The 25,536-nt window shown below is 54.5% G+C and carries 22 protein-coding genes; 12 read left to right on the plus strand and 10 right to left on the minus strand.

The window, feature by feature from the left end; all coding sequences use genetic code 11:
- Positions 1-147 precede the first annotated feature (147 nt).
- Complete coding sequence (locus tag O4H49_RS02535; protein WP_269421839.1) at positions 148-2,496, minus strand: ATP-binding protein; 2,349 nt, start codon at positions 2,494-2,496, stop codon at positions 148-150.
- Positions 2,497-2,964: 468 nt separating this feature from the next.
- On the opposite strand from O4H49_RS02535, the gene O4H49_RS02540 reads away from it, so the two are divergent.
- Both O4H49_RS02540 and O4H49_RS02545 read left to right on the plus strand, forming a co-directional pair.
- On the plus strand, positions 2,965-3,486 hold the full coding sequence (locus O4H49_RS02540) for a PAS domain S-box protein (RefSeq protein WP_269421840.1): 522 nt from the start codon (positions 2,965-2,967) through the stop codon (positions 3,484-3,486).
- A gap of 2 nt (positions 3,487-3,488) precedes the next feature.
- Complete coding sequence (locus O4H49_RS02545; RefSeq protein ID WP_269421841.1) at positions 3,489-4,610, plus strand: methyl-accepting chemotaxis protein; 1,122 nt, start codon at positions 3,489-3,491, stop codon at positions 4,608-4,610.
- A gap of 135 nt (positions 4,611-4,745) precedes the next feature.
- Here the strand turns inward: O4H49_RS02545 and O4H49_RS02550 are convergent, their stop codons facing one another.
- Entirely contained in the window at positions 4,746-5,522 is a 777-nt protein-coding gene (locus tag O4H49_RS02550; RefSeq protein ID WP_269421842.1) for a substrate-binding periplasmic protein, read from the minus strand.
- A 142-nt stretch (positions 5,523-5,664) separates the two neighbouring features.
- Positions 5,665-6,684 carry an endonuclease/exonuclease/phosphatase family protein gene (locus O4H49_RS02555; protein WP_269421843.1) on the minus strand — a complete coding sequence of 340 codons (1,020 nt, stop codon included), beginning with the start codon at positions 6,682-6,684 and terminating at the stop codon, positions 5,665-5,667.
- 242 nt (positions 6,685-6,926) lie between these two features.
- Here O4H49_RS02555 and O4H49_RS02560 point away from each other — a divergent pair, with 242 nt between their 5' ends.
- Entirely contained in the window at positions 6,927-7,949 is a 1,023-nt protein-coding gene (locus tag O4H49_RS02560; RefSeq protein WP_269421844.1) for a siderophore-interacting protein, read from the plus strand.
- Here O4H49_RS02560 and O4H49_RS02565 read toward each other — a convergent pair.
- Entirely contained in the window at positions 7,946-9,148 is a 1,203-nt protein-coding gene (locus O4H49_RS02565) for an SEL1-like repeat protein (protein ID WP_269421845.1), read from the minus strand. The genes O4H49_RS02560 and O4H49_RS02565 overlap by 4 nt on opposite strands.
- A gap of 225 nt (positions 9,149-9,373) precedes the next feature.
- Positions 9,374-10,321 carry a tetratricopeptide repeat protein gene (locus O4H49_RS02570; RefSeq protein ID WP_269421846.1) on the minus strand — a complete coding sequence of 316 codons (948 nt, stop codon included), beginning with the start codon at positions 10,319-10,321 and terminating at the stop codon, positions 9,374-9,376.
- A 360-nt stretch (positions 10,322-10,681) separates the two neighbouring features.
- On the opposite strand from O4H49_RS02570, the gene O4H49_RS02575 reads away from it, so the two are divergent.
- Positions 10,682-12,835, plus strand: a complete 2,154-nt coding sequence (locus tag O4H49_RS02575; RefSeq protein ID WP_269421847.1) for a CocE/NonD family hydrolase — start codon at positions 10,682-10,684, stop codon at positions 12,833-12,835.
- Positions 12,836-12,894: 59 nt separating this feature from the next.
- On the opposite strand, the gene O4H49_RS02580 is transcribed toward O4H49_RS02575, so the two are convergent.
- The 3 genes from O4H49_RS02580 to O4H49_RS02590 all read right to left on the minus strand — a co-directional run bounded on the left by O4H49_RS02580 (position 12,895) and on the right by O4H49_RS02590 (position 17,534).
- Positions 12,895-13,482, minus strand: a complete 588-nt coding sequence (locus O4H49_RS02580) for a YdeI/OmpD-associated family protein (protein WP_269421848.1) — start codon at positions 13,480-13,482, stop codon at positions 12,895-12,897.
- A 15-nt stretch (positions 13,483-13,497) separates the two neighbouring features.
- Entirely contained in the window at positions 13,498-16,275 is a 2,778-nt protein-coding gene (locus O4H49_RS02585; protein WP_269421849.1) for an SEL1-like repeat protein, read from the minus strand.
- Between the two features lie 149 nt (positions 16,276-16,424).
- Positions 16,425-17,534, minus strand: coding sequence for an endonuclease (locus O4H49_RS02590; protein ID WP_269421850.1), 1,110 nt, complete (start codon positions 17,532-17,534; stop codon positions 16,425-16,427).
- A 198-nt stretch (positions 17,535-17,732) separates the two neighbouring features.
- Here O4H49_RS02590 and O4H49_RS02595 point away from each other — a divergent pair, with 198 nt between their 5' ends.
- The 4 genes from O4H49_RS02595 to O4H49_RS02610 all read left to right on the plus strand — a co-directional run bounded on the left by O4H49_RS02595 (position 17,733) and on the right by O4H49_RS02610 (position 21,362).
- Positions 17,733-18,707 carry a hypothetical protein gene (locus tag O4H49_RS02595; RefSeq protein ID WP_269421851.1) on the plus strand — a complete coding sequence of 325 codons (975 nt, stop codon included), beginning with the start codon at positions 17,733-17,735 and terminating at the stop codon, positions 18,705-18,707.
- Between the two features lie 147 nt (positions 18,708-18,854).
- Positions 18,855-19,916: a hypothetical protein gene (locus O4H49_RS02600; RefSeq protein WP_269421852.1), complete on the plus strand. Its 1,062-nt coding sequence runs from the start codon at positions 18,855-18,857 to the stop codon at positions 19,914-19,916.
- Positions 19,917-20,186: 270 nt separating this feature from the next.
- Positions 20,187-20,624, plus strand: a complete 438-nt coding sequence (locus O4H49_RS02605; protein WP_269421853.1) for a GFA family protein — start codon at positions 20,187-20,189, stop codon at positions 20,622-20,624.
- Positions 20,625-20,987: 363 nt separating this feature from the next.
- On the plus strand, positions 20,988-21,362 hold the full coding sequence (locus O4H49_RS02610) for a hypothetical protein (protein ID WP_269421854.1): 375 nt from the start codon (positions 20,988-20,990) through the stop codon (positions 21,360-21,362).
- 113 nt (positions 21,363-21,475) lie between these two features.
- On the opposite strand, the gene O4H49_RS02615 is transcribed toward O4H49_RS02610, so the two are convergent.
- Positions 21,476-22,021: a helix-turn-helix domain-containing protein gene (locus O4H49_RS02615; RefSeq protein WP_269421855.1), complete on the minus strand. Its 546-nt coding sequence runs from the start codon at positions 22,019-22,021 to the stop codon at positions 21,476-21,478.
- A gap of 131 nt (positions 22,022-22,152) precedes the next feature.
- On the opposite strand from O4H49_RS02615, the gene O4H49_RS02620 reads away from it, so the two are divergent.
- From O4H49_RS02620 to O4H49_RS02630, 3 genes are all read left to right on the plus strand, one after another.
- Entirely contained in the window at positions 22,153-23,025 is an 873-nt protein-coding gene (locus O4H49_RS02620) for an AzlC family ABC transporter permease (protein ID WP_269421856.1), read from the plus strand.
- A complete protein-coding gene (locus O4H49_RS02625; protein ID WP_269421857.1) occupies positions 23,022-23,327 on the plus strand; it encodes an AzlD family protein in 306 nt (101 codons plus the stop codon). The genes O4H49_RS02620 and O4H49_RS02625 overlap by 4 nt, the downstream gene beginning before the upstream one ends.
- Before the next feature lie 225 nt (positions 23,328-23,552).
- Positions 23,553-24,038: a CoA-binding protein gene (locus O4H49_RS02630; RefSeq protein WP_269421858.1), complete on the plus strand. Its 486-nt coding sequence runs from the start codon at positions 23,553-23,555 to the stop codon at positions 24,036-24,038.
- Between the two features lie 171 nt (positions 24,039-24,209).
- On the opposite strand, the gene O4H49_RS02635 is transcribed toward O4H49_RS02630, so the two are convergent.
- Entirely contained in the window at positions 24,210-24,689 is a 480-nt protein-coding gene (locus O4H49_RS02635; protein WP_269421859.1) for a GFA family protein, read from the minus strand.
- 297 nt (positions 24,690-24,986) lie between these two features.
- Between O4H49_RS02635 and O4H49_RS02640 the strand changes: the two genes are divergently transcribed.
- Positions 24,987-25,511, plus strand: a complete 525-nt coding sequence (locus O4H49_RS02640; RefSeq protein ID WP_269421860.1) for a hypothetical protein — start codon at positions 24,987-24,989, stop codon at positions 25,509-25,511.
- Positions 25,512-25,536 lie beyond the last annotated feature (25 nt).

A 25,536-nucleotide genomic window follows, 5' to 3' on the forward strand; every position in this document is an offset into this window, starting at 1 on the left:
ATGAATAGTTCCTGTGTTCCTGATGAAGCCTTGGCCGTTGTTTTTTTGCAGATCCGGCCTTGAGCTTCTTGGTAAGAGCTCTGTCATCTATCAGGTTCAGAGGAAGCTTCTGGAGGCGTGATGCTCCACCTGTAATCCCCTGTGATTTTATTTCTGCTTTTTAGGCACGGCTTTGGGGTGTTTCTCTGGTGGTGTTTTTGTCTGTTTTACCTGGGGTGAGCGGTTTGCCCGGACAGAGCGGGGACGTTCGCCGATGATTTCGGGAACATCGTCCCGGGATGGCGGTTGTTCCCCCTCCTGTTCAAGCGGAAAGAGAATGGTGATGGTGGTGCCTTTGCCCAGGGCACTTTCAATTGTCATTTCTCCGCCCTGTGCCTCGACCAGGGATTTGACGATATAAAGTCCCAACCCGTTGCCCTGCCGGGCACGCGGGGAGTTCGAGTTTGCCTGGGCAAAGGGTTCGGTGATAACGGGGATCATTTCCGAGGCAACCCCGATTCCCGTGTCCTGGACGGAAAGACGCATTTGCCCGTTACAAACCCTGGCAGAAAGGGCGATGCTGCCGCCACGGTTGGTGAATTTTACGGCGTTGGAAAGCAGGTTGAGGGTGATCTGGGTCAGGGAACGGGTGTCTGCCTGCAGCAGGGGAAGCGGTTCCTGCAGGTTGAGGGAAAGGGCGATGTCGCGTTCTTCGGCGCTTTTCTCTATTGTGGAAAGACACTTACTAAAAAGAACTTTGATATCAATGTCTTCCCGCAGCAGGGTCCGTTTTCCGGCTTCGACAGAAGCGATGTCGAGAATATCGTTTATCAAGGCAAGAAGGTGTGCGCCGCTTTCGTGGATATGCCTGGCGTAGTCGCCGTATTTATCCGAGCCCAGAGGACCGAAATAACGCGTGTGGATCATTTCGCTAAACCCGAGGATGGCGTTTAGCGGGGTGCGGAATTCATGACTCATGGTCGCGAGAAATTCGGATTTGGCTTCGCTGGTTCTTTCGGCTTCAGCCAGGGCCTGTTGCAGTTTTTCCTCGATCTGTTTGCGGGCTGTGATGTCTGATGCCGCGCCGCGGTGACCGATATATTTCCCTTCTGAATCGAAAAGTGGTTTCCCGTCAACCTCAGCGTGGTGAACGACCCCATCCTTTCCGAGATAACAGTATTCGAACCCCTTGATCTCACTTCCTTCAGCCAGAGCTTTGCGGTAGGGGCGCCATTGCTCATCCGACATCAGATCGCCAGCGAGCTCTTCTCGTGTGCGCCCTTTGACATCATTAAAATTCAAACCCCAGTTTCCTGCTTGTTTGCTGTCGATTTCCCAGATCAGACGTCCCTGACTGTCGATTTCCCAAAACCAGTCTGACGCACTTGAGGCATAGTCACGAAAGCGCTGTTCACTTTGTTTAAGCTGCAGTTCTACCTTTTCTATCTCTTCGATCATGCTGTTGAAAGCGGCGATCAGTTCATCTGCTTCCCGTGACGCCAGAGAGGAGAAGGCGGGAACACGGGTGTCGTGATGTCCGGCCCTGATTTCCCCGGCAGCCTTGACGACAGACTGTACTGGCAGGGTCAGATAGCGGGCCAGCCACCAGCTGGTCATGGCCGCAGCGATGATCCCGAAGAGAGTGATAAATATGGCGGCGAGGTGCAGCTCGCCGGTCTCCTCCTGAAGCTCGCTCAGAGGCTGGGGAATCATGACGCCCCAGCCAATGCGGGGTACAGTGGTGTAGGCGGCAATCATCTCGGCTTGTATAAAGGGGGAAAAGAAGGTGGTTATCCCGGTTTTACCCGCCAGCATCAGGGCGACCGGCTTGATTTTTGAAAGGTCTTCCATGCTGTTGCGCCAGGCAGGATTGGGGTGGGCCAGGACCTGGCCGGTCTGATCAACAATGACCGCATGCCCCTTCTTGCCAAAGGCGACACTTTTTCCAACTTCGGAGAGATACCCGGTGGAAAGGTTTGCAACGGTGTAATTCCCATTGTTTTCAGCCCGGATCATAAAAAGACTGGGGGCACCGTTTTCGTCCGGTAAAACGCGACTGAAGATGATCTCGCCCACTTTTGATCCGGCCAACAGCAGCTCTGGCCCCAGACGGGTGAGTTGATCAGGGGTGATCTCTGGGCGGACCTCGCCCAGGGCGTTTTTCTCGACATGCTTCAACTGGGTGCCGTCCGGGGCGATAAGGCAGATGTGGTTGAAGTCGATCCCCTGGAGCAGCTCTGAAATCTGAGAGGAAGGCAGGTCGGTTAGCATGCTTTGCGCAAGGACCCTGAACAGATTTTCCGTATCGGCAACATAGTCTTCCAGCCTGCTCGCAATGTTGGTTGCAAAAAGCAGATGCTTGTCCTCGACGATTGCCATTTCCCTGTTCTGTGCCGATTTCTGAGCCCAGGTGGCCAGAAAAAAAACCGGCAGGGTTGATATGATGGTGAACCCGATGAACAGGATGTGATGGAGTGCCAATCGCCTTGGTTGTACCTTTCCCGTAGAGATCGTCAACTGGGGACGCCCCTCCTGATCCTGTCAGCCAAAGATGCCCGGGATAAGGCGCCAGAGAGCGGCCTGTTTCCAGAAATCCAGGCGGATGGTGAAGTCAATAACGCCTGCACTATACCAAACCTGCCCAAGTATAGCTGAAAGTGCCCGTTACGGATAGCTGGATGATGGATTTTATCGATTTGGTTGAAGTGTAAACGTACCCGTTGATGCAGAAATTATTTTTCAAGCAAGAGTTTGTTAGGGGCGGTTTTAAGTAAAAACGGAGACTTGTGATTTTATGTTCTTAAGAGATAAAATTAAACTCTTGGTTGTGATGTTCTGTTTTTATGAATTGTAAGTAAATATTTGTTTATTTTAAGAATTAGAATTTTTTATTTTGTATTCATATTGTGTTTATTTAATTTCTGATTAATTTTTATTTTACATAATGTTCCTGCTCGCCAGATGGGCGAATGGGAGAAATGAAACATGCAATATCCAGGCAAGGAACTCTTCTTTGACCGCAATGATTTGATCGTCAGCAAGACAGATCTCAAAGGGCGTTTGACCTATACGAATGATATTTTTCTGCAAATAGCGAGTTACTCCGAGAGTGAGGTGATCGGTAAGCCTCATAACATCATCCGCAATCCCAATATGCCTCGGGCTATTTTCGAGCTTTTGTGGAAAAACCTGGCCGAGGGCGAGGAAATTTTCGCCTATGTGGTGAATTCCTCCAAAAATGGGGATCATTACTGGGTGATTGCTCATGTGACCCCCAGTACGGTCAATGGGGAAATCGTTGGTTATCACTCTACCCGGCGAGTACCAAACCCGCAGACGATCAAGAAAATCATCGAACCGCTATATGACAAGCTCAAGAAAATTGAAGATGCCAACAGTAATCGCAAGGAAGGTATCAAGCAGTCAATTGAAGCCCTCAACCAGATCCTGGCCGAGAAAAACCAGTCCTATAATGAATTCATTGCCACTCTGGCCCGGGAGGATTGAGTATGTTTGCGCGGAAAAAAGAAACCGTTCAGAGTAAAGGTATCCGCCCGGAAGCCCTGGAGCAGATACTTCAGGTCTGCGAAGCGATCTGCCAGGGTAATTTTGAAGCCCGTATTCTGGATATTACCCCTGAAGACAACGTTGAACGCAAACTCTGCAACCGGATCAACGAAATGATCGACCGCACGGATGCCTATGTCCGGGAATCAACAGCCTGCCTGGGCTTTATCTCGAAAAACCAGTATTTCCGTAGAATTGCGGTTCATGGCATGGTCGGGTCTTTTGGTGAAGCCGCCCAGCAGATCAATACTGCAGCAGACGGTGTCGAGAACAAGATGAAAACCTTTGGCGAGATGGTTGATGCGATTGCCTCGATTTCAAGCCAGTTGAACAACAGTGCCCAGTCGATGAACCGCACGGCATCCGAAGCGGCGGAACGTACCGTTACTGTCGCTGCAGGCGCTGAAGAAGCCGGAGTAAATACCCAGACTGTTGCGTCTGCCGCCGATCAGCTCAATGCATCGATCAAGGAAATCAACCAGCAGGTTTCTCGTTCCTCTACGATGGCAACAAATGCCTTTACCGAAGCCGAACAGGCCAATCAGTTGGTGCGCGGCCTGTCAGAGGCCTCGGCAAAGATTGATCGCGTGGTCAGTCTGATTAATGATATTGCCGGGCAGACCAATCTGCTGGCACTTAATGCGACGATTGAAGCGGCACGGGCGGGCGAGGCAGGCAAGGGCTTTGCCGTTGTTGCTTCCGAGGTCAAGGCGCTTGCGACCCAAACGGCCAAGGCCACTGAAGATATCAAGATACAGGTTGCGGAAATTCAGGAAGTTTCTGGTAGTGCCGTAACAGCCATTGCCCATATTACCAAGTCGATTGGTGATATCAACCAGGGGGCTTCGGGGATTGCCGCTGCTATGGAAGAGCAGGGAGCCGCGACCCAGGAAATTGCCAGAAACGTCGGCGAGGCGGCTTCCGGTGTGAATGATATTACAGCAAACATCAGTGGCGTGACCCAGAACGTTGATCAGGTCCACACTGTTGCCGGAGAGGTCATGGGCATTGCCGAAGACCTGGCAGGACGTGCAGATCGTCTGTTGAAGGTATTGAACAGTTAGCCGGATCTGCTGTTGCAGACGGAAGACAAAAAACCTGTGAACGCGCCTCTCATCCGGGGGCGCGTTTTTTTATGGGCCGAGGGAAGAGTTACCTCCTTGTTTTTTCGGTATTTGTCCTTGTGATATTCTGCCCGTCTAGTTCGTTACTCTGCCAATGTAGGAGAGGCCGTAACGGGCAGAAAGCTGGTTGATTTCTCCGGTGGCGGCGAGGTGATCGAGCGCGTCGTTAAACCGCTTTTGAAAAGCGTGGTCTGTATTTTCCCTGGGGAAGGCAAAATAGCCGACTACAGTTCGAAACTCTGGCTCCTTGATCTCTATTTCCTCCAGCGCTGCTTCTTTCCTTATCTCATACAAGGCATTTCGCTCGTTCAGGGCAACGAGATCGACCTGGTCATTGCGGAGCATCAACAGGGCCTGTGCTGCCGTGGCAACCTTCTCGGTTCTAAGCAGGGGCCGCGCTGCATCAAATTCCGGTCCGTAAGCCCAGCCGTTGATTGTCAGGATACTGTAACTGCTCATGGATCTGAAATCACCATCCCAGGGGACGGGCTTGTCCTTGCGCTGCAACAGCACCATGCGATCTTCGTAAAAATGAGTGTTGGAATAGGTCATGTAGCCATCCCGTTCCGCAGAGCGGTAGGGGCCAACAAGACCATTGACGGTGCCTTGCTTTAGCAACTGCTGTGCCCGGGCCCAGGGATAGACCTTTACCTCGATTGGATCTCCGGTTAGTGCGGAAATTCTTTCAAGGATATCGACCGATAATCCCCGTGGCGTCCCTTCGTTATCCTGTTCCAGTATAAAGGGAAAAAATGCACCCGCAAAAATCTGGGCTTTGCGGGGTTCCTCTGCCTGGACGGAACCATTTGCAATGACAAAAAAACAACAGGCGGCAATCAGGCGAACAATCACTTTTTTTCCAACTCTTTAAACTTGTTGTGCCAGAGTTCGTCTCCTCTTTTTCCTGCCCGCTGTCAGGACAGAAAAACTTGTCACAGTGTGACAGTAAATGCGCTTTTGATCCATCACAAGCAGTTGAAATTCTATTTTTTCTTCATTTTTCTGACAGAGTAACCGAGACGGGACGATGGTCGCTGCTGTGGGCGTATTGAGGCAGGGGGGCATTGATTTCTTCGTGGATTTCGTGCTCGACCCTGCCGGCACCGGATCTGATCTCGAAGGGTTTGGAGCCATCCACCAGCGCCTGGGTAAAAAGAATATGGTCGAGCAGGATATGCGGATCGCGTTCGGGGTCGACAAAGTCCTGAAAGTTTACCGACCAGCGCAGCTCTTCGGGTGCATCAAAAAGGGCGTGGTTGAGGAAACGTCGGGCAAAAAACACATCCCCCTGGATGTTGGAGAGCAGATCAAAAAACAGATACTGGCGTTCGAAATACTCCTTGCCGGGACCATCGTTGAGATCGCCCATGACAAAGATGTTTGGTGCGGCCAGCTGGGCAAACTTGCGATCGATATAGTTGCGGACGTTCTGGGCTTCGGTGGTCAGTTTGATGCGCGCCTTGATTGCCGCACGGATATAATCCTGCTTTTGCTGTCCGCCTGCTGCCCAGTCAGAGGCGCCTCGCTGGACAAACTTGCTCTTGAGATGCAGGCCGATAAACTCCAGCCGTTCGCCGCGCCAGTCAAGCAACAGGGTTTGCGGGGTGCGATAATGGCGGTGGGTCTGTTCCTCGAAATCGCCCCAATAGTGAACTTTCCAGCTTTCCCCGGCAAATTCGCGAAAGGTCGCAACAGGCAGAAGAGAGGCATCAGAAGCAAGATGATTTTTGACCAGGAACCAGATGTACTGGCTGCCCCGGATGCCATACTGGTCATCTGCCGCTTCGATCAGTTGCCACTTACCCGCTAGATCATTGTCACAGAATTCCTTCATGTCCGTAGCCGAAGCGGGGCCTTCAAGAACGCAGAGTACATCGGCATCAAGGGCTGTGATCTCGGCGGCGACTGATTCCCGTCGTCGGGCACGCCGTTGCTGGACAGTGGCACTGCCCCCGGTTTCGAACAGGCGTTTCATGTGCTCGATGTTCCAGGATGTGATTTTAAGATCAGACATGGATACCTCCTGTTGGGCTGTGTTCTTTTTTGTCTCGCCAGAAATGCTGCTTGCTACCTTGCCGCGTATCCTTATAACACGCATGGATTTTAAATTTACAGCGTGTCGCGATTTTCCTGTTCACGATTTATTGCTTTAATTGAGAATTATTCTCATTGAACTGATCGTGACGACGCCCTATATGGCAGAACAGAAAACCGCAAACTCTATATGAGTGCTTCTATCTTGAGGGGGATAGTTTGATGACAGACAAGACCAGAGCAGCATCGTCCAGAACAGAAGAAGCCCCTGTTTCGCCTTCAGGGCAGACTGATGGACGATCAACGGCGTCGGCAGCTGGCGCAGGCTGGAATGTTCCCAAGGTTTTGAGGGAACAGGCGTCCCTGCGGCCTCTTCCCACGGGGGCTGCCAATGATGGTCCCGTTGCTGATGGTTCTGTCACTGAACGCCCGAAAGCCAGATTGCCCCGCATTCTTTCGGTGATCAGCCGACGTCAGCTAAGCCCGCATATGTTGCGGGTGACGCTGGGTGGAGAAGGGTTGCGCAATTTCCCCGAGGGGCAGGAAGGGGCGCATGTGAAGCTGTTGATCCCAGAGCCGGACATTGATCCGGCAGGCTTTCTGTCCCAGATCGAGCAAGGACAACGCCCGGTGACGCGAACCTATACCATTCGTCATCATCGGCCCGATCTGCGGGAAATTGATATTGACTTTGCCTTACATGGTCAGGATCAGGGAAAAGAGGAAAGTCCGGAAGGGGAGGGCAGTGGAGGCCCCGCGAGCAACTGGGCCCAACGTGCCATTCCCGGTGATTTTATCGGCCTGTTTGGGCCTGGCCCGAAAAAGATGACCTTCCTGAACGCAGACTGGTTTTTACTGGCTGCTGATATGACGGCTATTCCCGCTGCTGCCGCTGCGCTGGAAGAAATTCCACGTGATGCTGTTGGTACAGCCGTGTTTGAAATTACGTCAGAAGACGACCGCCAGGAGATTGATGCCCCGGAAGGGATCGATATTCACTGGCTGGTGAACCCGACCCCGGAAAAACCCAGCAAAGAGCAAAGCCGGTTTATCCGCGCGATCCGCTGGAGACCTGGCCGACCCAGTATTTTTGTTGCGGGCGAAGCCTCTGTGGTCAAGGAGCTGCGTGTTCACCTTTTGCAGGAACGCGGTATCCCGCGCGAGGACAGCTATGTCAGCGCGTACTGGAAAATCGGTGTCAATGAAGATACTCATCAGAAAATCAAGCGCGCAACCGCAGATTAACGGGCTGGCTGGTTCCGGTTTTTTTGCCAGTCAGCAATCAGCTTTTCCGCAGCGGCTCTTGCCTCGGGCTGAAGCTGTCGGGCTGCAGTGTTTTTGCGTTCCAGCGCTTCTTCGTGGCCATTAAGCGTGGCAATACCAAACCACATATATGCCTTGGTGTAATCCGGGCCCAGTTCGTTCTGGCTCTGATAAAGCTCTCCCAGCGCAAACTGGGCCTCCAGAAAGCCGCGGTTGGCGGCATTGCTGAACCAGGTTGCGGCCTGCCAGTCGTTGGGCAAAGTACCTTTGCCATCGCGGTAGAAGGTGCCGAGACGGTACTGGGCTCTGGGATGTCCCTGGTTTGCAGCCTGCTGGTACCAGCGAAAGGCTTGGCTCTGGTTTTCTTGGTTGCTGCCGCGGTCGTCAAAAAGCTGGGCGAGGGCATATTGGGCGTCGACATGCGTGCTCTTGGCGGCTCTTTCAAACCAGAACACGGCCTGTTCCATGTTTTCTTCCGCACTGTTTTTGTTCGGCAGGCCTTCCCCTTTTTGATACAGCAGTCCAAGCAGATATTCTGCCTCTGGCCTTCCGAGTTCTGCCGCTTTTTTTAACCAGGGAAAGGCGGCACGTGGATCTGTAATTGCGGAGGCCGGGAGACTGTTGGTCGAGGCCGATGTGGAAATGTTCTCGCCAGGAGAAGCTTCACTAGATAACTCACCCGAGAGTTCCAGCGTGATCTGACCGTTCAAACCTGCAGTGTCTATCTCGATCTCTCCGTCAGGGCCTTTTCCGGTAAGGTGCATCAGCCCCAGCGGCAGATAGGCGGCTTCGATACCCTTGTCTGCGGCCTTCTGATACCAGAAAAGAGCCTTCTGGTTATCCTGTTCAGTTCCATAGCCATTGCTGTACATGTGTGCCAGATAATACTGGGCTCTTCCCTGTCCGCCTTCTGCTGCCTTGCTCAGCCACTTGAAAGCTTCTTTCTGGTTTTTAAGTGTTCCTGTGCCGCGGTTGTACATGATGCCCAGCTCGGTCTGGGCCAGGCGGTCTCCTTTCTGGGCCGCGGTTTTGTAGAGGGCAAAGGCTTCTTTCTTGTCGCCGCGTTCCAGTGCAGCAATTGCGTCGGCATTGTCATCCGGGATCATCAGCAGCAACCAGCCGCTGACCAGAGCGAGCAGAAGAATCAACAGAACCAGAATTCGGGCCAGTACAGGTTTCATCTTGCCATTTCCTCTCGTGTTGGAACGGCCAGGTTACTGTGATTGCTTAGTATATCTGTAAAATCGTGCTAATTCTATGCCCGCTTTCTGAAGGAAGGGTAAAGACGGCAGACGAACAGTTTTGTGGCACAGTTCCAACAATCACGGGCCAGAAGCCCAGCTAAACCGGTTTTAGGGTCTGGGTTATCTCTCTGCTTTGTTCTGCTTTGTTCGGACCAGAACGGTTTACTGGTTGTTACGCCTGGTAATCCATTCCGCTGTAAGCTTGTTGGCCTGTAGGATCTCGTTCTCGTTCATTTCGCTCGAGATTTTCTCAAGCAGGGCGGTGATCCCTTCTTCATCGTGGACGCCATACTCCAGCGCTAGTGCCGCATGGCTGTGGGCCTGTACCAGATCCTGGCTAACACCCCGCCCCTCAAAGTAGAGACGCGCAAGAGCCGCGAGGGCCTGGGGGTCGCTTTTTGCCCCGGCTTTTGCGTACCAGAAGAATGCCTGGGCCGGGTCTGCACTGGTGCCACGTCCTTTATCATAAAGGCTGGCGAGGTCGTACTGGGCGTCCGTTACGCCTTTTTGAGCCGCCTTTTCGTACCACGGCAGGGCCGATTTGGCATTTTCAGCAGCGCCTAGCCCGGTGTTGTATGCCACGGCAAGGGCGTATTGTGCCTCGGCAAATCCCTGTTCTGCCGCCTTGAGATACCAGAAGAAAGCCTGATCGTAATCCTGTTCCGTACCCTGGCCGTCTGCGTGCATGAAGCCAAATTTGTACTGGGCCCGGGCCAGTCCCTGTTCAGCAGCCCGGCCATACCATTTGTAGGCCTCGACGTAATCCAGCGGGCGTCCCTGACCCAGGGCGTAGAGATCCCCCAGCCGTTCCTGGGCAATTACATAGCCCTGATCAGCCGCCCGTTTGACCCAGACAAAAGCCTGCTCGGAATTCTTCCGGGTGCCGTATCCCTGACGATACATACGTCCGAGGTTGAACTGGGCCGGTGCCGAGCCTGCTTCGGCGGCAGCACTGTACAGCTCGAACGCGTCTTCATAGTCCCCACGCTGATAGGCCTGGACAGCATCACTGTAATCATCGGCAAGGGCCGGGCTGGAAATGCCAGACGTCGAAATGAAAGATAAGGCTGTGTAAACAGACAAGGCAAGAACAGGCCCGAAACGTTTCATGAATTCCCCCACTATGTACAGTTATGGCTGTATCCCCGAGAGTATAGCCATTCTGTTGTATTCTTCTCAAGCAGCTGCTTTATCTGCGAAGACGAAAAGCATCCGAGATCATTATTCTGCAAGACTGTATCTATGATAGCAGGAAATAGGAAGTTTATTTGTTTTGGGGGAACACAATCAGAGAGGCGGTACTTTCCTGCCCTGTGAAGGACGTTTTCCGGCAGGTTGTTCCTTTCCTGTAAATATCGAATGGTATTTTCTTGACGATCCCTGCTGATAAGTTTTTGATCCTATGGTGAATTATAATGTTCTGAACGTCTGTTGCGGCGTGTCGGATATTTATCAGGCAAGGAAAATGTGGTGCCCGGACATGATCATCCCGAGAAGGCTAATATGGCGGTAACTCATCTGGCAGGAGAGGTGATCGAACACGATGGTTTTGTCGAGTGGGAGAACATCTGGATTGGTCTGAAGGATGGACGCAGGCTTTCGGCCCGGGTCTGGATGCCACGGGTTGCTCTGGAAGAGGGCGGGACGGTTCCGGCCATTCTCGAATATCTGCCCTATCGCAAGCGCGATGGCACCGCGCCGCGAGATGAAAGCAACTACCCGATTTTTGCCCTTGCCGGTTATGCCGGGGTCCGGGTGGATATCTGTGGCACCGGGGAAAGTGACGGCGTGTTCGATGACGAATACTCGCCGCGGGAGCTGGCAGACGGGGTTGAGGTGATCAACTGGATTGCTGCGCAACATTGGTGCAGCGGCAAGGTCGGGATGATGGGGATTTCCTGGGGCGGGTTTAATGCACTGCAGATTGCGGCATTGCGGCCGGAAGCGCTCAAGGCTGTGATCTCTATCGGGTCGACCACGGATCGTTATAACTGTGACATCCATTACAAGAACGGTTGCCATCTCTACAGCAACCTCGGCTGGGCCGGGGTGATGCAGTGTTTTGCCAACCGTCCGCCTGATCCGGCACTGGTGGGGTCGCACTGGCGGGATAAGTGGCTGGAACGGCTGGAAGGCGCAACGCCGATCCTTGCGGGGTGGCTGGCGCATCAGCGGTTTGATGATTTCTGGAAACGCGGGTCGGTCGGGCAGGACTATGCCGCCATCACTGCGCCTTGTCTGGTGATTTCCGGCTGGGCCGATGCCTATCGCAATGCACCGCCGGATGCGGCTGCGAACTTTACGGCGGTGACCAAGGCGATCAACGGCCCCTGGATCCACAAGTATCCGCATTTTGCCTATCCCCATCCGCGCGCCGACTTTCACAAGGAAGCGCTGCGCTGGTGGGACCGCTGGCTCAAAGACGCGCAAAACGGGGCCGAGGATCTGCCGGATTACCGCGCCTATATTTCGCAGAACGTGCGCCCGGGCACCTGGCGCGAAGTTGAGGAGGGACGCTGGGTCGCGGAACAGTCCTGGCCCTCGCCGGATATTGAACAGCGGAGCTGGTATCTCAACGGGGATGGCAGTCTTGGGCCTGCTGCGAGCGGGGAAACCCTGCTGTCGATCTGTTCGCCGCAAGACACCGGGACAGCCTGTGGCGAGATCTTTACCCTCAAGCCTGATTCAGAAATGCCGGGCGATCAGCGCGGTGATGACGCGGGATCGCTGGTGTTTGAGACGCAACCGCTTGAGGCACCACTTGAAATCCTCGGGCAGGTCCGGATGGCGCTTGACGTGGCAATCGATGCACCGCTGGGCAATCTGGCGGTCCGGTTGGTTGATGTCCATCCTGACGGGGTCGCGCAGCGGGTGAGTTTTGGTCTGCTCAATCTTGCCCATCGCCAGAGCCAGGAACAACCCGAGCCGATGATACCGGGACAGGCCGAGCGGGTAGAGATTTCGCTGGATGATGCGGGTTATCGCTTCCTGCCCGGACACCGCATCCGTATTTCGATCTCCACAGCCTACTGGCCAATGATCATGCCATCGCCGTTTCACGTCACTGCGACAATAGAATGTGGGGCCGGGGCGGTTGTGACCTTGCCGATCCGCAAGAACGCCGCTGCTGCCCTGCCGGGAACGATAGATGAAACCGATATGCCAAAACCTGATGCGTCGGTGCCGGTACCACAATATCAAATGAACACGCCGGGCAAGGTCGAGCGCTGGGTCCGCCGCGATCTGGCCAACAACCGCAGCGAATATCATGTGGTTGAGGACACAGGCGAGAGCGAACAGCCGCACGGCCTGCGCGACCGTCACCTGCGCGAGGACTGCTGGAGCATCTGCCCGGATGATCCCTTGGGCGCAACCGGGCGCTCGGCCTGGACCTGCTGGATGTCGCGACAGAAAACTGAGGCCCGGGAATCAGAAGCCCGGGAGAAAGAAGTCAGGGAGAAAGAGGGCGGGACCAGCGACTGGTCGATCCGCTTCGAAAGCGTCGTCGCCATGACCCTGCAGGCCGACAGCTATGACATCACCATTGATCTGCGGGCCTATGAGGCAGAAGAGCTGATCTTTGAACGCAGCTTTGAACACTCGATTGTCCGGGACTGTATGTAGAAAAGGCTCTGTGCTGTCGTAACCAGAGAAAGCCTTTCACGGAGGAACGGCAGGGGGAGCTACCGATCGTTTAACCCCTTGCCGTCGAGAATTGCCGGTATGGATTTTTCAATTCTCGCCATACGGGTCCGGGACTGTTTGGCACCTGAAAAATGGAGGTTGTAGGCTCTTTGCCGTCCGGGAGTTAAAGCTGTAAAGGCTTTTTTCAGGGCAGGGTTTTCTTCCAGTCTCGTTTGAAACTCTTCGGGAAATACGAGTTCATTTTTCTCTTTGAAATCGACTTCCTGTCCCGATTTTTCCAATTCAATGGCTTCATGAATATAGGCTTTCAGGATGGCTTGTTTCTCTGTTATCTCCTGAACACTGGTAAACTTGAACCAGCGCATTGCCTGTGAATTCTCTCCCGGTCTGATGAGAAGGGCATCGCGATCCTTGAGCAGGGAACCTTTTAAAAACCCCAGCGTACAATGGTCTTTGAGGGCAAATATCATAACGACGTTATTTTTCTGAAAGGTGTAACATAGCTTGCCCCACTTCACGTTTTCGACCAGATCACAATCAAGCACGATTGTTCTCAAGGCCTTGCGTTCTTCCTGCCATTTGGGACTTTGCAAAAGGGCATCAACCTTTGGGTTTACCATGTTCATTTTTATGGATTTCCTCTAGTTTGTTTTCTTGCGGGATTCAAGAAGGGCCTTGATTTCATCAAGACGTTTTTGTGCCGCTTCCAAGCCATGGTCAGCCGACTGGCCGTACCAGTAAGTCGCTTCCTGTAAATCGCCGGGGCGTCCCAGACCTTTCTGAAAGATCTCGCCCATTTGGTACTCTGCTTCGGGCAGGCTTTGTTTTGCAGCAGCCAGTGTCCAGTGAAATCCTTCAGCGAAATCCGGGGGAGTGATTCTGTTGATATACAGATAGCCAAGGGCGAACTGGGCTTCCGGCAGGTTTTGATCCGCTGCTTTTCTGAACCATTTCAAGGCTTCGCTTCTGTTGGCGGCTGTGCCACTGCCGTTTTCATAACTATGGCCAAGAAAGTACTGATAGGTAGCGCTGCCCTGTTCTGCAGCTTTCCTGATCCAGAAGAAAGCTTGGCTGCTGTCCTGGGGCGTACCCTGACCTTCCTGATACATCCGGCTGAGCAGGAACTGGGCATCTTCATGCCCGTCTTCTGCCGCGATCTTGATCATAACAAAGGCATTGACCAGATCGCTGTCGTGATAGTAGGCGCGACCCACATTCAGAAAATCCTCCGGTGTTTTCGGGGTAGCACTGTCCAGGTGATCTTTCGATTTCTGTTCCGCGTCAAATCCTGAGGACTGGCGAGATGATTCCTCTGTCGGCTGAGGCGGGTCTTGATAAGGGTTTACCTGTTCACTCAGAATTAGCCCGATCAGGTCAAGAGCAGGTTGGTAGCCCTGTTCGGCAGATTTTCCAAGCCAGTAAGTGGCTTTGTCTGTATCCCGCTTCACGCCTTCTCCATCGAAATATCGCGTTGAGACAATAAACTGGGCTTCAGGGTCTCCTCCTTCTGCGGCACGCAACAGTCTCTGAAGCGGGGTGACAGTAATTTCAGGTTTGCGTTTCGGGAAAGGAACCTGTGATTTGTCAAAGGTCTCTTGTTGTTTGGTCGTGTTGGCAGGGGGGCTGCTGGCAATTTGTCCTGTATTATTCTCACTATCTGGTCCACTATCCGGCCCGGCTTCCTGACTAATATCGGGGCTTAACTGCTCCTGTCGGGTAGAATACTCGCTGGTGCCCTGTTCCCCTGTTGAGCTGTCATCTTTGCCCGGTGCGTCATTATATTCAGCCGCATCTTCATCTTCATCCGGGCCAAACAGCTTCTGGAACAGGCTCTGGTTTTGTGAACCAGTTCTTTTGCGCGCAGCGATCGCCCGTTCCAGGGCGTCGAAAAAGCCAAGCTTTTCGTCTGTGTCCCCGGTTGCGGGAGGCAGTTCGCCTGAGGGTTGTTCAGCTGCGGCCTGGGTCTTTTTCTCGTGTGCCTTTCTGGCGAACTGTTCTTCTATCCGGGTATTATGTCTGGCTCCTTCAGCACTGCCGAGCTTTTCTGCTCTGCGGAACCAGTCCTGCGCGATGCGGTCATCCCGGGGGACGAGCAGGCCTTCTTCATAGTATCGCGCCAAATCGAGGAGGGCGGGTTCATGGTCCTGTTCTGCCGCCCGTTTCATCCATGCCACAGCCTGTTTTGGGTCCGGCGCTGTGCCCAATCCCTTTTCATATAGCAAGGCGAGTTCGTATTGGGCTTTTACCAGGTCTTGCTGTGCGGCGGCCTTGAACCATCGTACGGCTTTTTCATAGTCCTGTTCGACCCCTTCACCGTTCAGGTGCAGGGTCGCGAGAAAGTATTGTGCGTCCCGGTCATCAGCCTTCGCGCCTTTTTCGAGCCAGAAACTGGCGAGGCCAGAATCCTTTGGAGTGCCGATCCCTTCCTGATACATCAGGCCCAGGGGGTAGAAAGCCATGTCGAAGTCCAGATCTGCCGAGCGCTTGAACCATTGGAAAGACAGATCTGGGCTGTGAAATTCGGTGTTCCTTTTAAGATAGAGCCTGCCCAGTTCATGCATGGCAATTTCATTGCCCTGTTCCGCTGTCAGCAAATGCCATTTCAGGGACGTTGCAAGATCATGGTCTTTATTCCTTTTGTCGCCGTAGTGGATGCCGAGGTTAAACTGGGCATCCGAACTGCCCAGATCTGCTGCACGGGTCAGCAGTTGGATGCCCTTGTCGGTATCCTGTCTGACGAGGGCATATGTGTTGTCGTTTCCATTAAGATATTGATTGCCAAGATAAAACAGGGAAGGTATGTGATCCTGTATGGCAGCTGCCGCGAGGTAGCGAATGCCCGTTGCTGGATCGGCAGGGACCTCTTCCCCGGCCAGATATGCTTTGCCGAGAACGTATTGGGCTTCGTCATAGCCCTGTGCCGCAGCGCGAAGATACCATTCAAAAGCGACCGGGATATCCCGGTCGGTGCCGATGCCCTTGTGATAGAGACCTGCCAGTTCAAACTGGGATCCAGCGTCGCCTGCCTGGGCTTTTTTCAGGGTCTGCTCAAACTGTTTCTGGTCCGGGGTCATGCTTTTCGAGGAGGCTTCTTCCATAAGCTGGAGCCTCGCCAGACTTTGCTTTGCATCGGGGTTGCCCTGTTCGGCGGCTTTCCGATACCAGTGAATTGCCTGTTCCTGATTCTGTTCAGTTCCGGTGCCTCTTTCCGTCATATAGCCGACAAGATACTGGGCGGCCGGGTTTCCGGCCTCGGCATGTTCGTGAAAAAAGACAAAAGCCGTGGCAAAGTCACCCTGGGTCATGGCCTGCATGGCCTCTTGCTGGGTAATGGCAACGGCGGGGGCAACAGGAAGCAGGAACAGAAATCCGGACAGGAGAGCCGGGGTGCAAAGCCGTAACAACAAGCGAGGTAGCATGAATAATCCCGAAAGAATCTCGAGGACAGGAGGCCCTTGGTTTTTGGAAATCCTAGCGGGAGATCACAACCTTTGGAAGATTTTTATTCCGGCGAGAGTCATTGTTAAGAGTTTTGTCGGGGTTAAGAGTTTTATCGGGGTTAAAAGCTTTATCGAACACTGCTTTGTGCAGCTTCCAGCGGGACAGCAGGATTTTCCCACCAGCAGGCACCCGCTGGATCGGGCGGGATGCGGGCGACAAAGGGGTTTTCGATGCCAGTCAGCCGGGCGACGCGGTCATGGCGCCCCCGTTCCCACGGGCTGACGGGATCGGCCTTGCTCCAGCGTTCGAACCGGTCCGCTTCTCCTGCAATCAGCGCTACCCCGTGGCGGGCAGACATATAGAGCCAGATCCGCGCGACATCCCCGCGTTTGCAAGGCGGCGGGGCAAAGCTGCTGTTGGTGTCCTCGATCTCGCATCGGCCAAAGTCAGAGGTCTGGGCGGGGAGTTCGCCATAGCGGTCATTGCCGCGCAGGGCATTGACCTGCCCGATGGCGGGCACAAGGTTGTGCAGATCAAAGATCATGGCCTGGGCGGCGGGTGACTCTTTCTCGCAGCGACTGCGTGAACCGCGTTTGCCGTCGGCCTCTTTGGTCCAGCAGTCAAAGTTGCGCGCTGGCATCAGCGAAGCCGGAACCACATGTTCCCACTCGACCCGACCGGCACGGTTTTTGTGTTTGTCCTGGATTTTATAGCCACAGGATTCCCCCTCTATCGAAACCGGGTCGATCTTGCCAGATCCGTCGCTGTCACCATCACTGCTGTACCTGCAGCCACAGTAAAAACTGCGCGGGCGATCCTGAAAGATGACATCATCGGCAGCGTTCTTGGCTTCGCGCCAGCTCTCAGGTTGCCATAGCGGAACTTGTTCAGCCAGTGCCCTGTTCGGGTCAGCAGGGGCAGCGGGCAGGGGCAGGCCAGCCATTTCGGACGGGGGGCTGCCGGGGGGATCGGACAGCTCTTCAGCTTGTAATTCGCCTGATGCCTGTTCACCTGATGCCTGTTCGCCTGATGTCGGTCTCGGGGGCACCTGTATCGGCGACCCTGTTCCGGATGTGACAAGCGCTGCAGCAGAGGTCTGGGCGGAAAGATCATGGGCCGATCTTTCCTGCCAGATCTGCTTCAAAAGGATGATCAGGGCAATGGCGAAGAGGGCACAGAGCGGGGGGATCAGGCGTCGGGAGAGTGATTTGCGGGAACGTGATTTGTAAGGGGGCATGGATGCAATCAGAAAGAGACAATAAAGTGAGAGGGGGTATATACTGCTTGCTCTGGACAGGGCATCCACAGGCATTTTCAAGGTTGAATTTTTAAAGGAAATTTGTCGTATTAAGTGTTTTGATGCAGTATGTTAGAAAGCAGAAGCGAGCTGGCTCGCCTCATATCATGTGTGTGCGGTATCGAAAGGGTTCTTTTTGTGGCAAAGCGGGATTTTCTTGGGTTGATGGCGGATCATGCCGTCATTGACATGGCAGAGGCTGCCTGGATTACGAATGATCACCTTGAGAAGATCAACTGGAAGGTCTCGCAGCTGGCCCTTCAGCAGGAAAGGGACCGCCTGAACCGTGAACTGCTTGAAAGTCACCGTGCGGCGTTGTTTGAGATCAACAACTTTCTGGAGGGGTGGGAGGAAGATGACCACCCCGGACTTACGCCCAGCGAGGAGATGTCGCAGCTCTACAGCTTCAAACATTATCTGGCGAGGCTGGAACAAAGCGACTTTCCGGATCTCTCTGACAAGGAATATCTGGAGAAAACCCGGCAGCGGGTTAACGGGCTATGGAAGGCGACCAGCGCAACCTATGGGCCGAGGCTTGCCGAGGCGGTGGAGGAGAGCGGAGAGCTGCAGAAAAAGCTGTCAGAGCTGAAGCAGCTTTACCCCCTGATGTATGTGCGTGACCAGATGGCTGCCAAACGTTTCTGGTTTGGTCGCGAGATTACCTTCCTCAAGTTTGCTCTGGGAATCAGCGGATGCTTGCTGCTTCTGTTGTTGCGGGGAAATAGTACGTCCGGTTTTATTATCGAACCGGTCGTCGCGGGTTCCCTGACGTTTTTCGGGTTGCTAATTTTGCTGATCCAACTGCAGAAAAGTAAGGCAAGGCGTCTGCGTGCCGAACTGGAATATATCTGTGATGAAGGCGGATATCCCCTGCCGGATATCCGTGCCTACCGATTTAATCTTGAGGGGATGATACGAACCCTGCGGGAAGACATTGGCGCGATAGTCTTTAGCAAGTGGCCCGTCCGACACGGGCCGAGTGGACTATCCGAACGCCAGGGCGCAGTTCTTGATGCGGCCTGGCTCATGGATATTATTGTGGACACAAAAAACAGGCTGATGGCGTTGAAACAGGAATACAGAACACTGGATCGGAAACTGGACGCCCGCTAATGCAAGTTTCTGCTTGGGACCGCTTGCCATAAAGCTGGTTATTAAAAGGAGAGTTGTCGTATTAATTGTTTGAGCGCAATATGTTAGAATAATTTCAGAAGCGCGGGCGTCATCGCAAAGCGCAGCCAAAGTGAAAGGGTTCTTTTTGTGGCAAAGCGGGATCTCTTCTCCCTGATTGCGAAGCAGGCGGCACTACGTAAGGCAGCTTCTGCCCGGACAAACGCGGCTGAACGGCGCAAGCGCGACAGCGAGGCCCGCAAGAAGGAAATCGAGGCGGAACGCGACCGACAGGCTCTGCTCCTGCTGGAAGAACATCGCGGGGCGTTGTTTCATATCAACGAACTGCTGGACAGTCGGGAAAAGATGATGGCTGCTTCATCTTCTTCTTTTTCCGGGCAACCCGTTTCCCCCAGCGCAATGATGGAGCAGTTGCGTGAATTCCGGCATTATGTCGGGGAGCTGGAACAAAGTGACTTTCCGGACCTATCCGACAAGGAATATCTGGTCAAAACCCGGCAGCGGGTCGCGGAGCAGTGGGAAGCAACCTGCCAGCGCTGTGGTCAGCTGATGCGCGATGTGGTGCGCCACAAAAGTGAACTGCAACAGCATCGGCGCGAACTGGAACAGCTCTATCCCCTGATTTTCCTGCGCGATCGTATGCGTGCAGGCCGCTTCTGGTTTGACGGCGGGGTGACAAGGCTGCGTATCGGACTGGGGTTCGGGGCTTTTATCCTGCTGCTGTCCATTTTGTCCCTGGGGGAAAGCCGATACCAGGATCTGTTATTTGTCGTGACGGGCGGATTTTTGCTCTGCCTGCTTGGTCTGTTCGGTTGTTCGCTCATGCAAAAAGGTGCCAAGGACAAATTGCGGCAGGAGCTGGATCTTCTCTGCAAGTCTGAAAACTGTCCGCCACCGGTAATTGCGAAGGACTATTTTGACCTCGACGGAGTAGAGCACCTTATCCCCAATGATCTTGCCACGATTGTCTATGGCAAGCGTTACAGGACAAAGGGGAAGTCAGGCCACCCCGAACGCGACACCAGCCAGGAGGCTGAACGCGAAGCCGCCAGGCTGACCAGTGCCGGGTTGAGCGGGATTACCGATGCAATCGAAAGCGAACTGCGCGGGATCAGGCTGCAACTGGCCGAACTGGACCGCGAGCTGGGCTGGGAAGCAGCTGCAGAAAGCCCCCCGAAAACCACAACCTGATCCGGGGCGGGTATCTTGATGGTTGTCATAAAAAAATGATCTTCCCGCGTGTGCTCTCCTGACATAAACTGTCATCAGGGATGGCTATGCTGCAGCCTCTTTACAGGATTATAGCTGGGAACATGGGGACGTTCTGGTCGGGAAAGCCGGAAAATCGAAAAGCCGGGAAATCGGGGGAACAGGAACTTGGTTCCGGGTTTTTCCAATACCGCGCTGTTTAATGCCCGGCATTCTTATATACCCGGCTCACTTTTCAAATGAGGGAAAAAAATGACACAGCAGGAAAAAGCAAAAGTTGCGAAGATGACCGGAAAGTGCCTTTGCGGGGCTGTCAAATTCACGGCGACCGACGTGACCACAGATCACGGTGCCTGCCACTGCGGCACCTGTCGCAAATGGGGCGGTGGTCCGGCGCTGGCCACGGATGTCGGCAGCATTCGCTTTGAAGGCGAAGAGAATATCTCGGTTTATGCTTCGTCGGACTGGGCCGAACGCGGTTTTTGCAAGAGCTGCGGCACCCACCTGTTCTATCGCCTCAAGGAAGGTGGCATGAACGTGGTCTGGGTCGGGGCCTTTGACCAGCAGGAGGCCTTCTCGCTCGCAGCTGAAATCTATATCGACAGCAAACCCAAAAGCTACAACTTCGCCGGCGACCACCCGCGCCTGACCGAAGCCGAATTCCTCAAGTCTATCGGCATGGGGGGATAATCAGCCCATGATCCGTTTGAAAATGACGAAAAAAATGGACCCGGTTCATCAAAAAACGCTGTAAACCAGCCGTTTTTATTTTGATGAATCGGGTCTTTTATATTGTATTTCAGCCTGTTATCGGGCCTCGGTCATAGCATAGCGGTGCATAAAGGGAAGCCATGACAACAGGGCTGTGGTCAGTGTCACAGTACAGCGAAGCATAAAAATACCCCGCGCCTGGCAGCTGTATGGCCTTGATTCTTATCGTGGTGCTCTTGTCGGCCGTTACTCTGAAATAATCGTGGATAGATCTTGAATCGGTTGTGCAGATGATCTTAATTTGCTACCTCTTCGTGCTGGTTTTTAAGGTGGAGACGATTGATGAGAGTACGAGGTTTGGTTGTGGTGTCGCTGGTTCTGTCGGGGTTGCTGGTCGCAGCTTGTGCCGAGACAAGAGATCCACAGGTGGTGAGCATAAAACAGGCTGATGACAAGTCATTGACTTGTCAGGATATCCAGACCGAATACAAGACAAACACTGAAGTTGCGGCGAGCAAGATCTCTAAAAATAACTCGGACGATACGCAGGACATTATCGTCGGGGGCTTGATATGGCCGGGTCTGGCTGATTTCAAGAACGCCGATGGTATTGAAGGGAATGCGTTACTTGACAGGAATGTATTTCTGAGGGAATTGGCCAGCTCAAACGGTTGTGAGGTTGCTGCCTGGCCTTTGCAGCCAGTTCGATACGATTAATTCTTCGCGGGCAATGTTTTTACGATCAACCTGGTAAACTCCCTGTGATATTCCGGAACAGCTCAAGGCCCACACTGGCCGGACCGATCTGGAATATCTGATGGGCCTGACGCTCAGATGCTTTCCATCATCAGTACGGCAGAGGTATCCGGGGCGAGGGCTTTGAAGGTGTGGGGGCGGTCGCCGGGGTAGGTGAAATAATCGCCGGGGGCCAGTTCGACCGGGGCCTCAAGCGGGCCGACCAGGGCGCGGCCGCTGCAGAGGATGACATGTTCCATGGTCCCGGCGGGGTGGGGGGCGGAATCGCGTGCCTGACCCGGCTGGACGCAGACCCGGAAGATATCCCGCCGGGCCGAGGGTGGACAGCTGGACAGCAGGGTGGCGATATAGTTGGCTTCTGACGAGAGGGCCCTGGGGCCTTCGCCCGCGCGGATCAGCCGGGTGGTTGGCTGCGGCGCATCAATCAGGCGGCTGACGGGGATGTTCAGGGCCGTGGCCAGGGCCCAGAGGGTTTCAAGGGCGGGATTGCCTGCGCCTGATTCCAGCTGTGACAGGGTTGATTTGGCAATCCCTGCCTGTTTCGCCAGCTGCGACAGGGACAGCCCGGCGCGTTGGCGTTCGCGGGGCAGGGTGGCGGCAATCAGCTCTATCGGTTTCATTCTGCTTGGTCTCTGTACTGGCGGGTTAACTTGTTGGTATGTTTGTTCGGTAAAAAGAACATAAGTTCATCTTGACGAACAAAACAGCTCTTGGCACTATAACGAACAAATGTTCGATATGGAATGAAAAGATGCTGAAGAACACTCCGAACAGCCCGGACGATCCGAACACGCTGAACATCGGGAACAGCCCGAACATCCGGAACATCCGGAACAGGCTGGGCGATCCGGGGCACCAGAGCCCGGACAAGGAATCAGCTGCGCCCCTTGCCCCGGCAGAAGAGGGAAGCTCACCCGATGTTTTTCAGGAAGGGAGCAGTGTTCCCCGATCCGAGTTCTGGCTGGGCGTGCTCGATATCTCGCCGCTGGCGCTGGGTGTGGCGATATACGGGCTGGCCTTTGGCCTGCTGGCGGCGCAGGCGGCAATGGACGAGCTGGAAACCGGAGTGATGGGGGCACTGGTTTTTGCCGGATCATCGCAGATCGTCGTGGTCGAGCGTCTGGTTGCGGGGGCCGGGGCGGTTTCCGCTGTGGTGGCCGGGATCGCCCTCAACCTGCGCCTGTTGCTGGTGACTGCGTCCATCCGCGAGGTGTTCCGGGGCCGTCCCCTGTGGCAACAGCTGCTGGGGGCGCATCTGACCACGGACGAAAATTGGGCGTTGATGCTGGCGACCCGGGCCCGGGGAGTGACGGTGGGCTATTGGTATCTGGTCGGGGGCGGGGGTGCTTTACTGGTGACCTGGTTGATCGCGACCGTGTGCGGGGTGCTGTTTGCCTCGGCCATTCCCGAGCCCAGAGCGCTGGGCATGGACTTTGCCTTTACCGCCGCCTTCATCGCCATAGCCCGCTCGCTCTGGCGCGGGGATCTCTGGCCCTGGCTGACGTCTGTTGCTGTGGTGGCGCTGGTGGTTCTGGGCAAGCTGCTCGACCCCTCTCATGCGCTGGTGCTCGGCGGGGTTCTGGGGGCGGTAATGGCCAGTTGGCGCAAGGAAGAAACAGCATGACGCAAGCCGTTGCAGATATCTATCCGGTGATTTTTATCCTGGCGCTGGCGACCTTTTCCATCCGCTTGTCCGGGGTTCTTCTGGGGCAACGCCTGCCGCAGAGCGGGCGCTGGGCCCGCGGGCTCAAGGCGCTGCCGGGCTGCCTGATTATCTCGCTGGTATCGGTTTTGGTCTTATCCGGCGGGCCGAGGGAATGGCTGGCGGGGGCCGTTGCGACGGCGGTTGCCCTGTTGAGCCGCAGCCTGCCGCTGACCATGGCCACAGGTATTGCCACGATCTGGCTGCTGCGCCATTTTTTCTGATCTCCTTTATCTGATCCCCTTTATCTGGTCATCGTTATCTGATCTGTCGGGGATCTGTTCCGGAAGGCAAAGGTCTGCTCTCCTGTCGCTCCCCTGGCATCCCGGCCGGGATCAGGGCTTGAGGCTGGCGTAAAAGCATGATTTGCTGAGGAACTCGTCCGGTTATCTTCCGGTTCGCGATTTATTTCCGATCTCATTATTCCGACCTTTGGAGCAGACAAGAGCATGGACCACAATCACGCAGGCGACAGCTATTCCGATGACTATCTGCGCAAGATCCTGCAAGAGACCAGAAACATTGCGCTGGTCGGTGCCAGTGACAAGCCTCACCGGGCCAGCAACAGCGTGTTCGGGTTTCTGTTGCAACAGGGATATGATGTGTTTCCGGTCAATCCGGCCCTTGCCGGATCGGGGGTGCGCAGCCAGGGCGGTGCCCCCTGCCTGATCTGGGGGCGGAGCTGTCATGCCTCGCTCGCCAGCCTGAAAGCGTCGGGGCAGGATATCGACATGGTCGATGTTTTTCGCAGCTCTGATGCGGCGCTGGAGGTGACAAAGGAAGCCATTGCCGTGGGGGCAAAGGTGGTGTGGATGCAGCTGGAAATTGTCAATCACGAAGCCGCGGCCCTGGCCGAAGCCGCCGGGCTTAAGGTGGTGATGAACCGCTGCCCGGCCATCGAGATCCCCCGGCTTGCAGGGCTTGGCCTGCTGTAACAGCCAGCCTGTTCGGCAGGCGCTAGGCTGTACGCGTACAGGCCGGTTGGCCCGTTTGTATGGGCTGTCTTCATACGGCAGGGCGAATTGACTGTTTCTGTCGCCCGATGTGCCAGCCCGGAATAGGACCATTCTATCCCGATGATACGCAAAGGCTAAACCCTGGCGCGGTCAGATTACTTTGGGCTCGGTAAACACCTGCGGGGTGATCGCCGTGCCGTCGTTGGTCATGGCGTGGGCGAGAAAACAGTTGATCCCGGCGGGGATAATCGTGCCGCGTTGTGCGGCCTCGAGAAAAATGTGCTTGGCAGTTTCGCCTGTGCGCTCAAACCAGTCCGGATCGTCAAAGGTGCCGCCATAAACCCCGACAGCATCGGCAAAACGTTCAAAAGTCAGATAAAGCTTGGTGCCACAGGTGGCGCAAAAATGGATATAGACCTTTTTGCCGCTGCCCTCGGATTTGTGTTTATAGACCTTTGCGCTGCCCCGGATGGTGGCGAACTTGTCGGCTTCGAAAATCGGTTCCACCAGATAGGCGCTGCCTGTGGCCTTCTGGCAGAATTTACAGTGACAGAACGTGACACGGCTTGGCGCGGCCTGGACAGCATATCTGACCTCTCCGCAAAGGCATCCTCCCTCGGCAAGGGACATGATCTATTCCTCCATCATAGCCAAGGATACAGCGTAGCATAGTCTTGATTATTTCCCCCATGATTTAACAAACCGGTGAATTGGCGAAGCAAGCTGCAAAAGCAAGGAGTGTATTTGCTGGCTCTGCTGTTCTCCTGTGATAATTCAGGCGCAATCATGGATTGTTTTATCTTCGTTTTGGCCTCGATCTGTGCTATAAATCTGTCCCTGTGAGGGGTGCTTTTCCTTGGCTTTACCTAAAACGAGCCCGGTTCAATTGAAACAGTGCCCGGTTAAACAACGCGTGGGGATGACGCCATGTCACCACAGGAAGTGGCGCGGATCAATCAGGTCTATCGTGCCTATCTCAATTCGCTTTATGAAATAGATTATCATCACGAATGTCATGACCGCCTCGCCAGCCGGTCGCAGCATATCGACTTTCTGATCGCGCTGGGGGCTGCCTCCAGCGGGGGCACGGGACTGGGCATTCTGGCCTCGCCGGATTTTGCCTGGCTCTGTGCCATCCTGACCACCATCTCGACCGTCGGCGCCGTTGCCAAGGGCATCTATGACTGGAGTGGTCGCCTGAAAAAATCTATCGAGTTGGTCGAGTTCTATACCCCGATCAAACACGGCTTTGCCAATCTGATCGAGGATATCAGAGCGCAACAGAGCTGGAACGATGATTTCGAGGCACGCTATACCAAACTGCGGGATGAGCTGGCACTGGTGCCGATTGATTCAGGCAAGGGACTGCCGGTGGAGATACAACGCCAGATCCAGAACCGGATCAAGGAACGGATGCAGTATAAAAACTGGTGGGGCTGGCAAGCACAGTAGGCAGGATATCGACCTGCCCTAGGAT

Source organism: Kiloniella laminariae (genome assembly GCF_027214005.1).
Classification (GTDB): Bacteria; Pseudomonadota; Alphaproteobacteria; order Kiloniellales; family Kiloniellaceae; genus Kiloniella; species Kiloniella laminariae_A.

Excerpts from the sequence above, each read along its gene's own strand:
- O4H49_RS02540 (WP_269421840.1), top strand. The coding sequence starts at position 2,965 with ATGCAATATCCAGGCAAGGAACTCTTCTTTGACCGCAATGATTTGATC.
- O4H49_RS02545 (WP_269421841.1), top strand. The coding sequence starts at position 3,489 with ATGTTTGCGCGGAAAAAAGAAACCGTTCAGAGTAAAGGTATCCGCCCG.
- O4H49_RS02555 (WP_269421843.1), bottom strand. The coding sequence starts at position 6,684 with ATGTCTGATCTTAAAATCACATCCTGGAACATCGAGCACATGAAACGC.
- O4H49_RS02560 (WP_269421844.1), top strand. The coding sequence starts at position 6,927 with ATGACAGACAAGACCAGAGCAGCATCGTCCAGAACAGAAGAAGCCCCT.
- O4H49_RS02565 (WP_269421845.1), bottom strand. The coding sequence starts at position 9,148 with ATGAAACCTGTACTGGCCCGAATTCTGGTTCTGTTGATTCTTCTGCTC.
- O4H49_RS02570 (WP_269421846.1), bottom strand. The coding sequence starts at position 10,321 with ATGAAACGTTTCGGGCCTGTTCTTGCCTTGTCTGTTTACACAGCCTTA.
- O4H49_RS02580 (WP_269421848.1), bottom strand. The coding sequence starts at position 13,482 with ATGAACATGGTAAACCCAAAGGTTGATGCCCTTTTGCAAAGTCCCAAA.
- O4H49_RS02585 (WP_269421849.1), bottom strand. The coding sequence starts at position 16,275 with ATGCTACCTCGCTTGTTGTTACGGCTTTGCACCCCGGCTCTCCTGTCC.
- O4H49_RS02590 (WP_269421850.1), bottom strand. The coding sequence starts at position 17,534 with ATGCCCCCTTACAAATCACGTTCCCGCAAATCACTCTCCCGACGCCTG.
- O4H49_RS02605 (WP_269421853.1), top strand. The coding sequence starts at position 20,187 with ATGACACAGCAGGAAAAAGCAAAAGTTGCGAAGATGACCGGAAAGTGC.
- O4H49_RS02610 (WP_269421854.1), top strand. The coding sequence starts at position 20,988 with ATGAGAGTACGAGGTTTGGTTGTGGTGTCGCTGGTTCTGTCGGGGTTG.
- O4H49_RS02615 (WP_269421855.1), bottom strand. The coding sequence starts at position 22,021 with ATGAAACCGATAGAGCTGATTGCCGCCACCCTGCCCCGCGAACGCCAA.
- O4H49_RS02620 (WP_269421856.1), top strand. The coding sequence starts at position 22,153 with ATGCTGAAGAACACTCCGAACAGCCCGGACGATCCGAACACGCTGAAC.
- O4H49_RS02625 (WP_269421857.1), top strand. The coding sequence starts at position 23,022 with ATGACGCAAGCCGTTGCAGATATCTATCCGGTGATTTTTATCCTGGCG.
- O4H49_RS02630 (WP_269421858.1), top strand. The coding sequence starts at position 23,553 with ATGGACCACAATCACGCAGGCGACAGCTATTCCGATGACTATCTGCGC.
- O4H49_RS02635 (WP_269421859.1), bottom strand. The coding sequence starts at position 24,689 with ATGTCCCTTGCCGAGGGAGGATGCCTTTGCGGAGAGGTCAGATATGCT.
- O4H49_RS02640 (WP_269421860.1), top strand. The coding sequence starts at position 24,987 with ATGTCACCACAGGAAGTGGCGCGGATCAATCAGGTCTATCGTGCCTAT.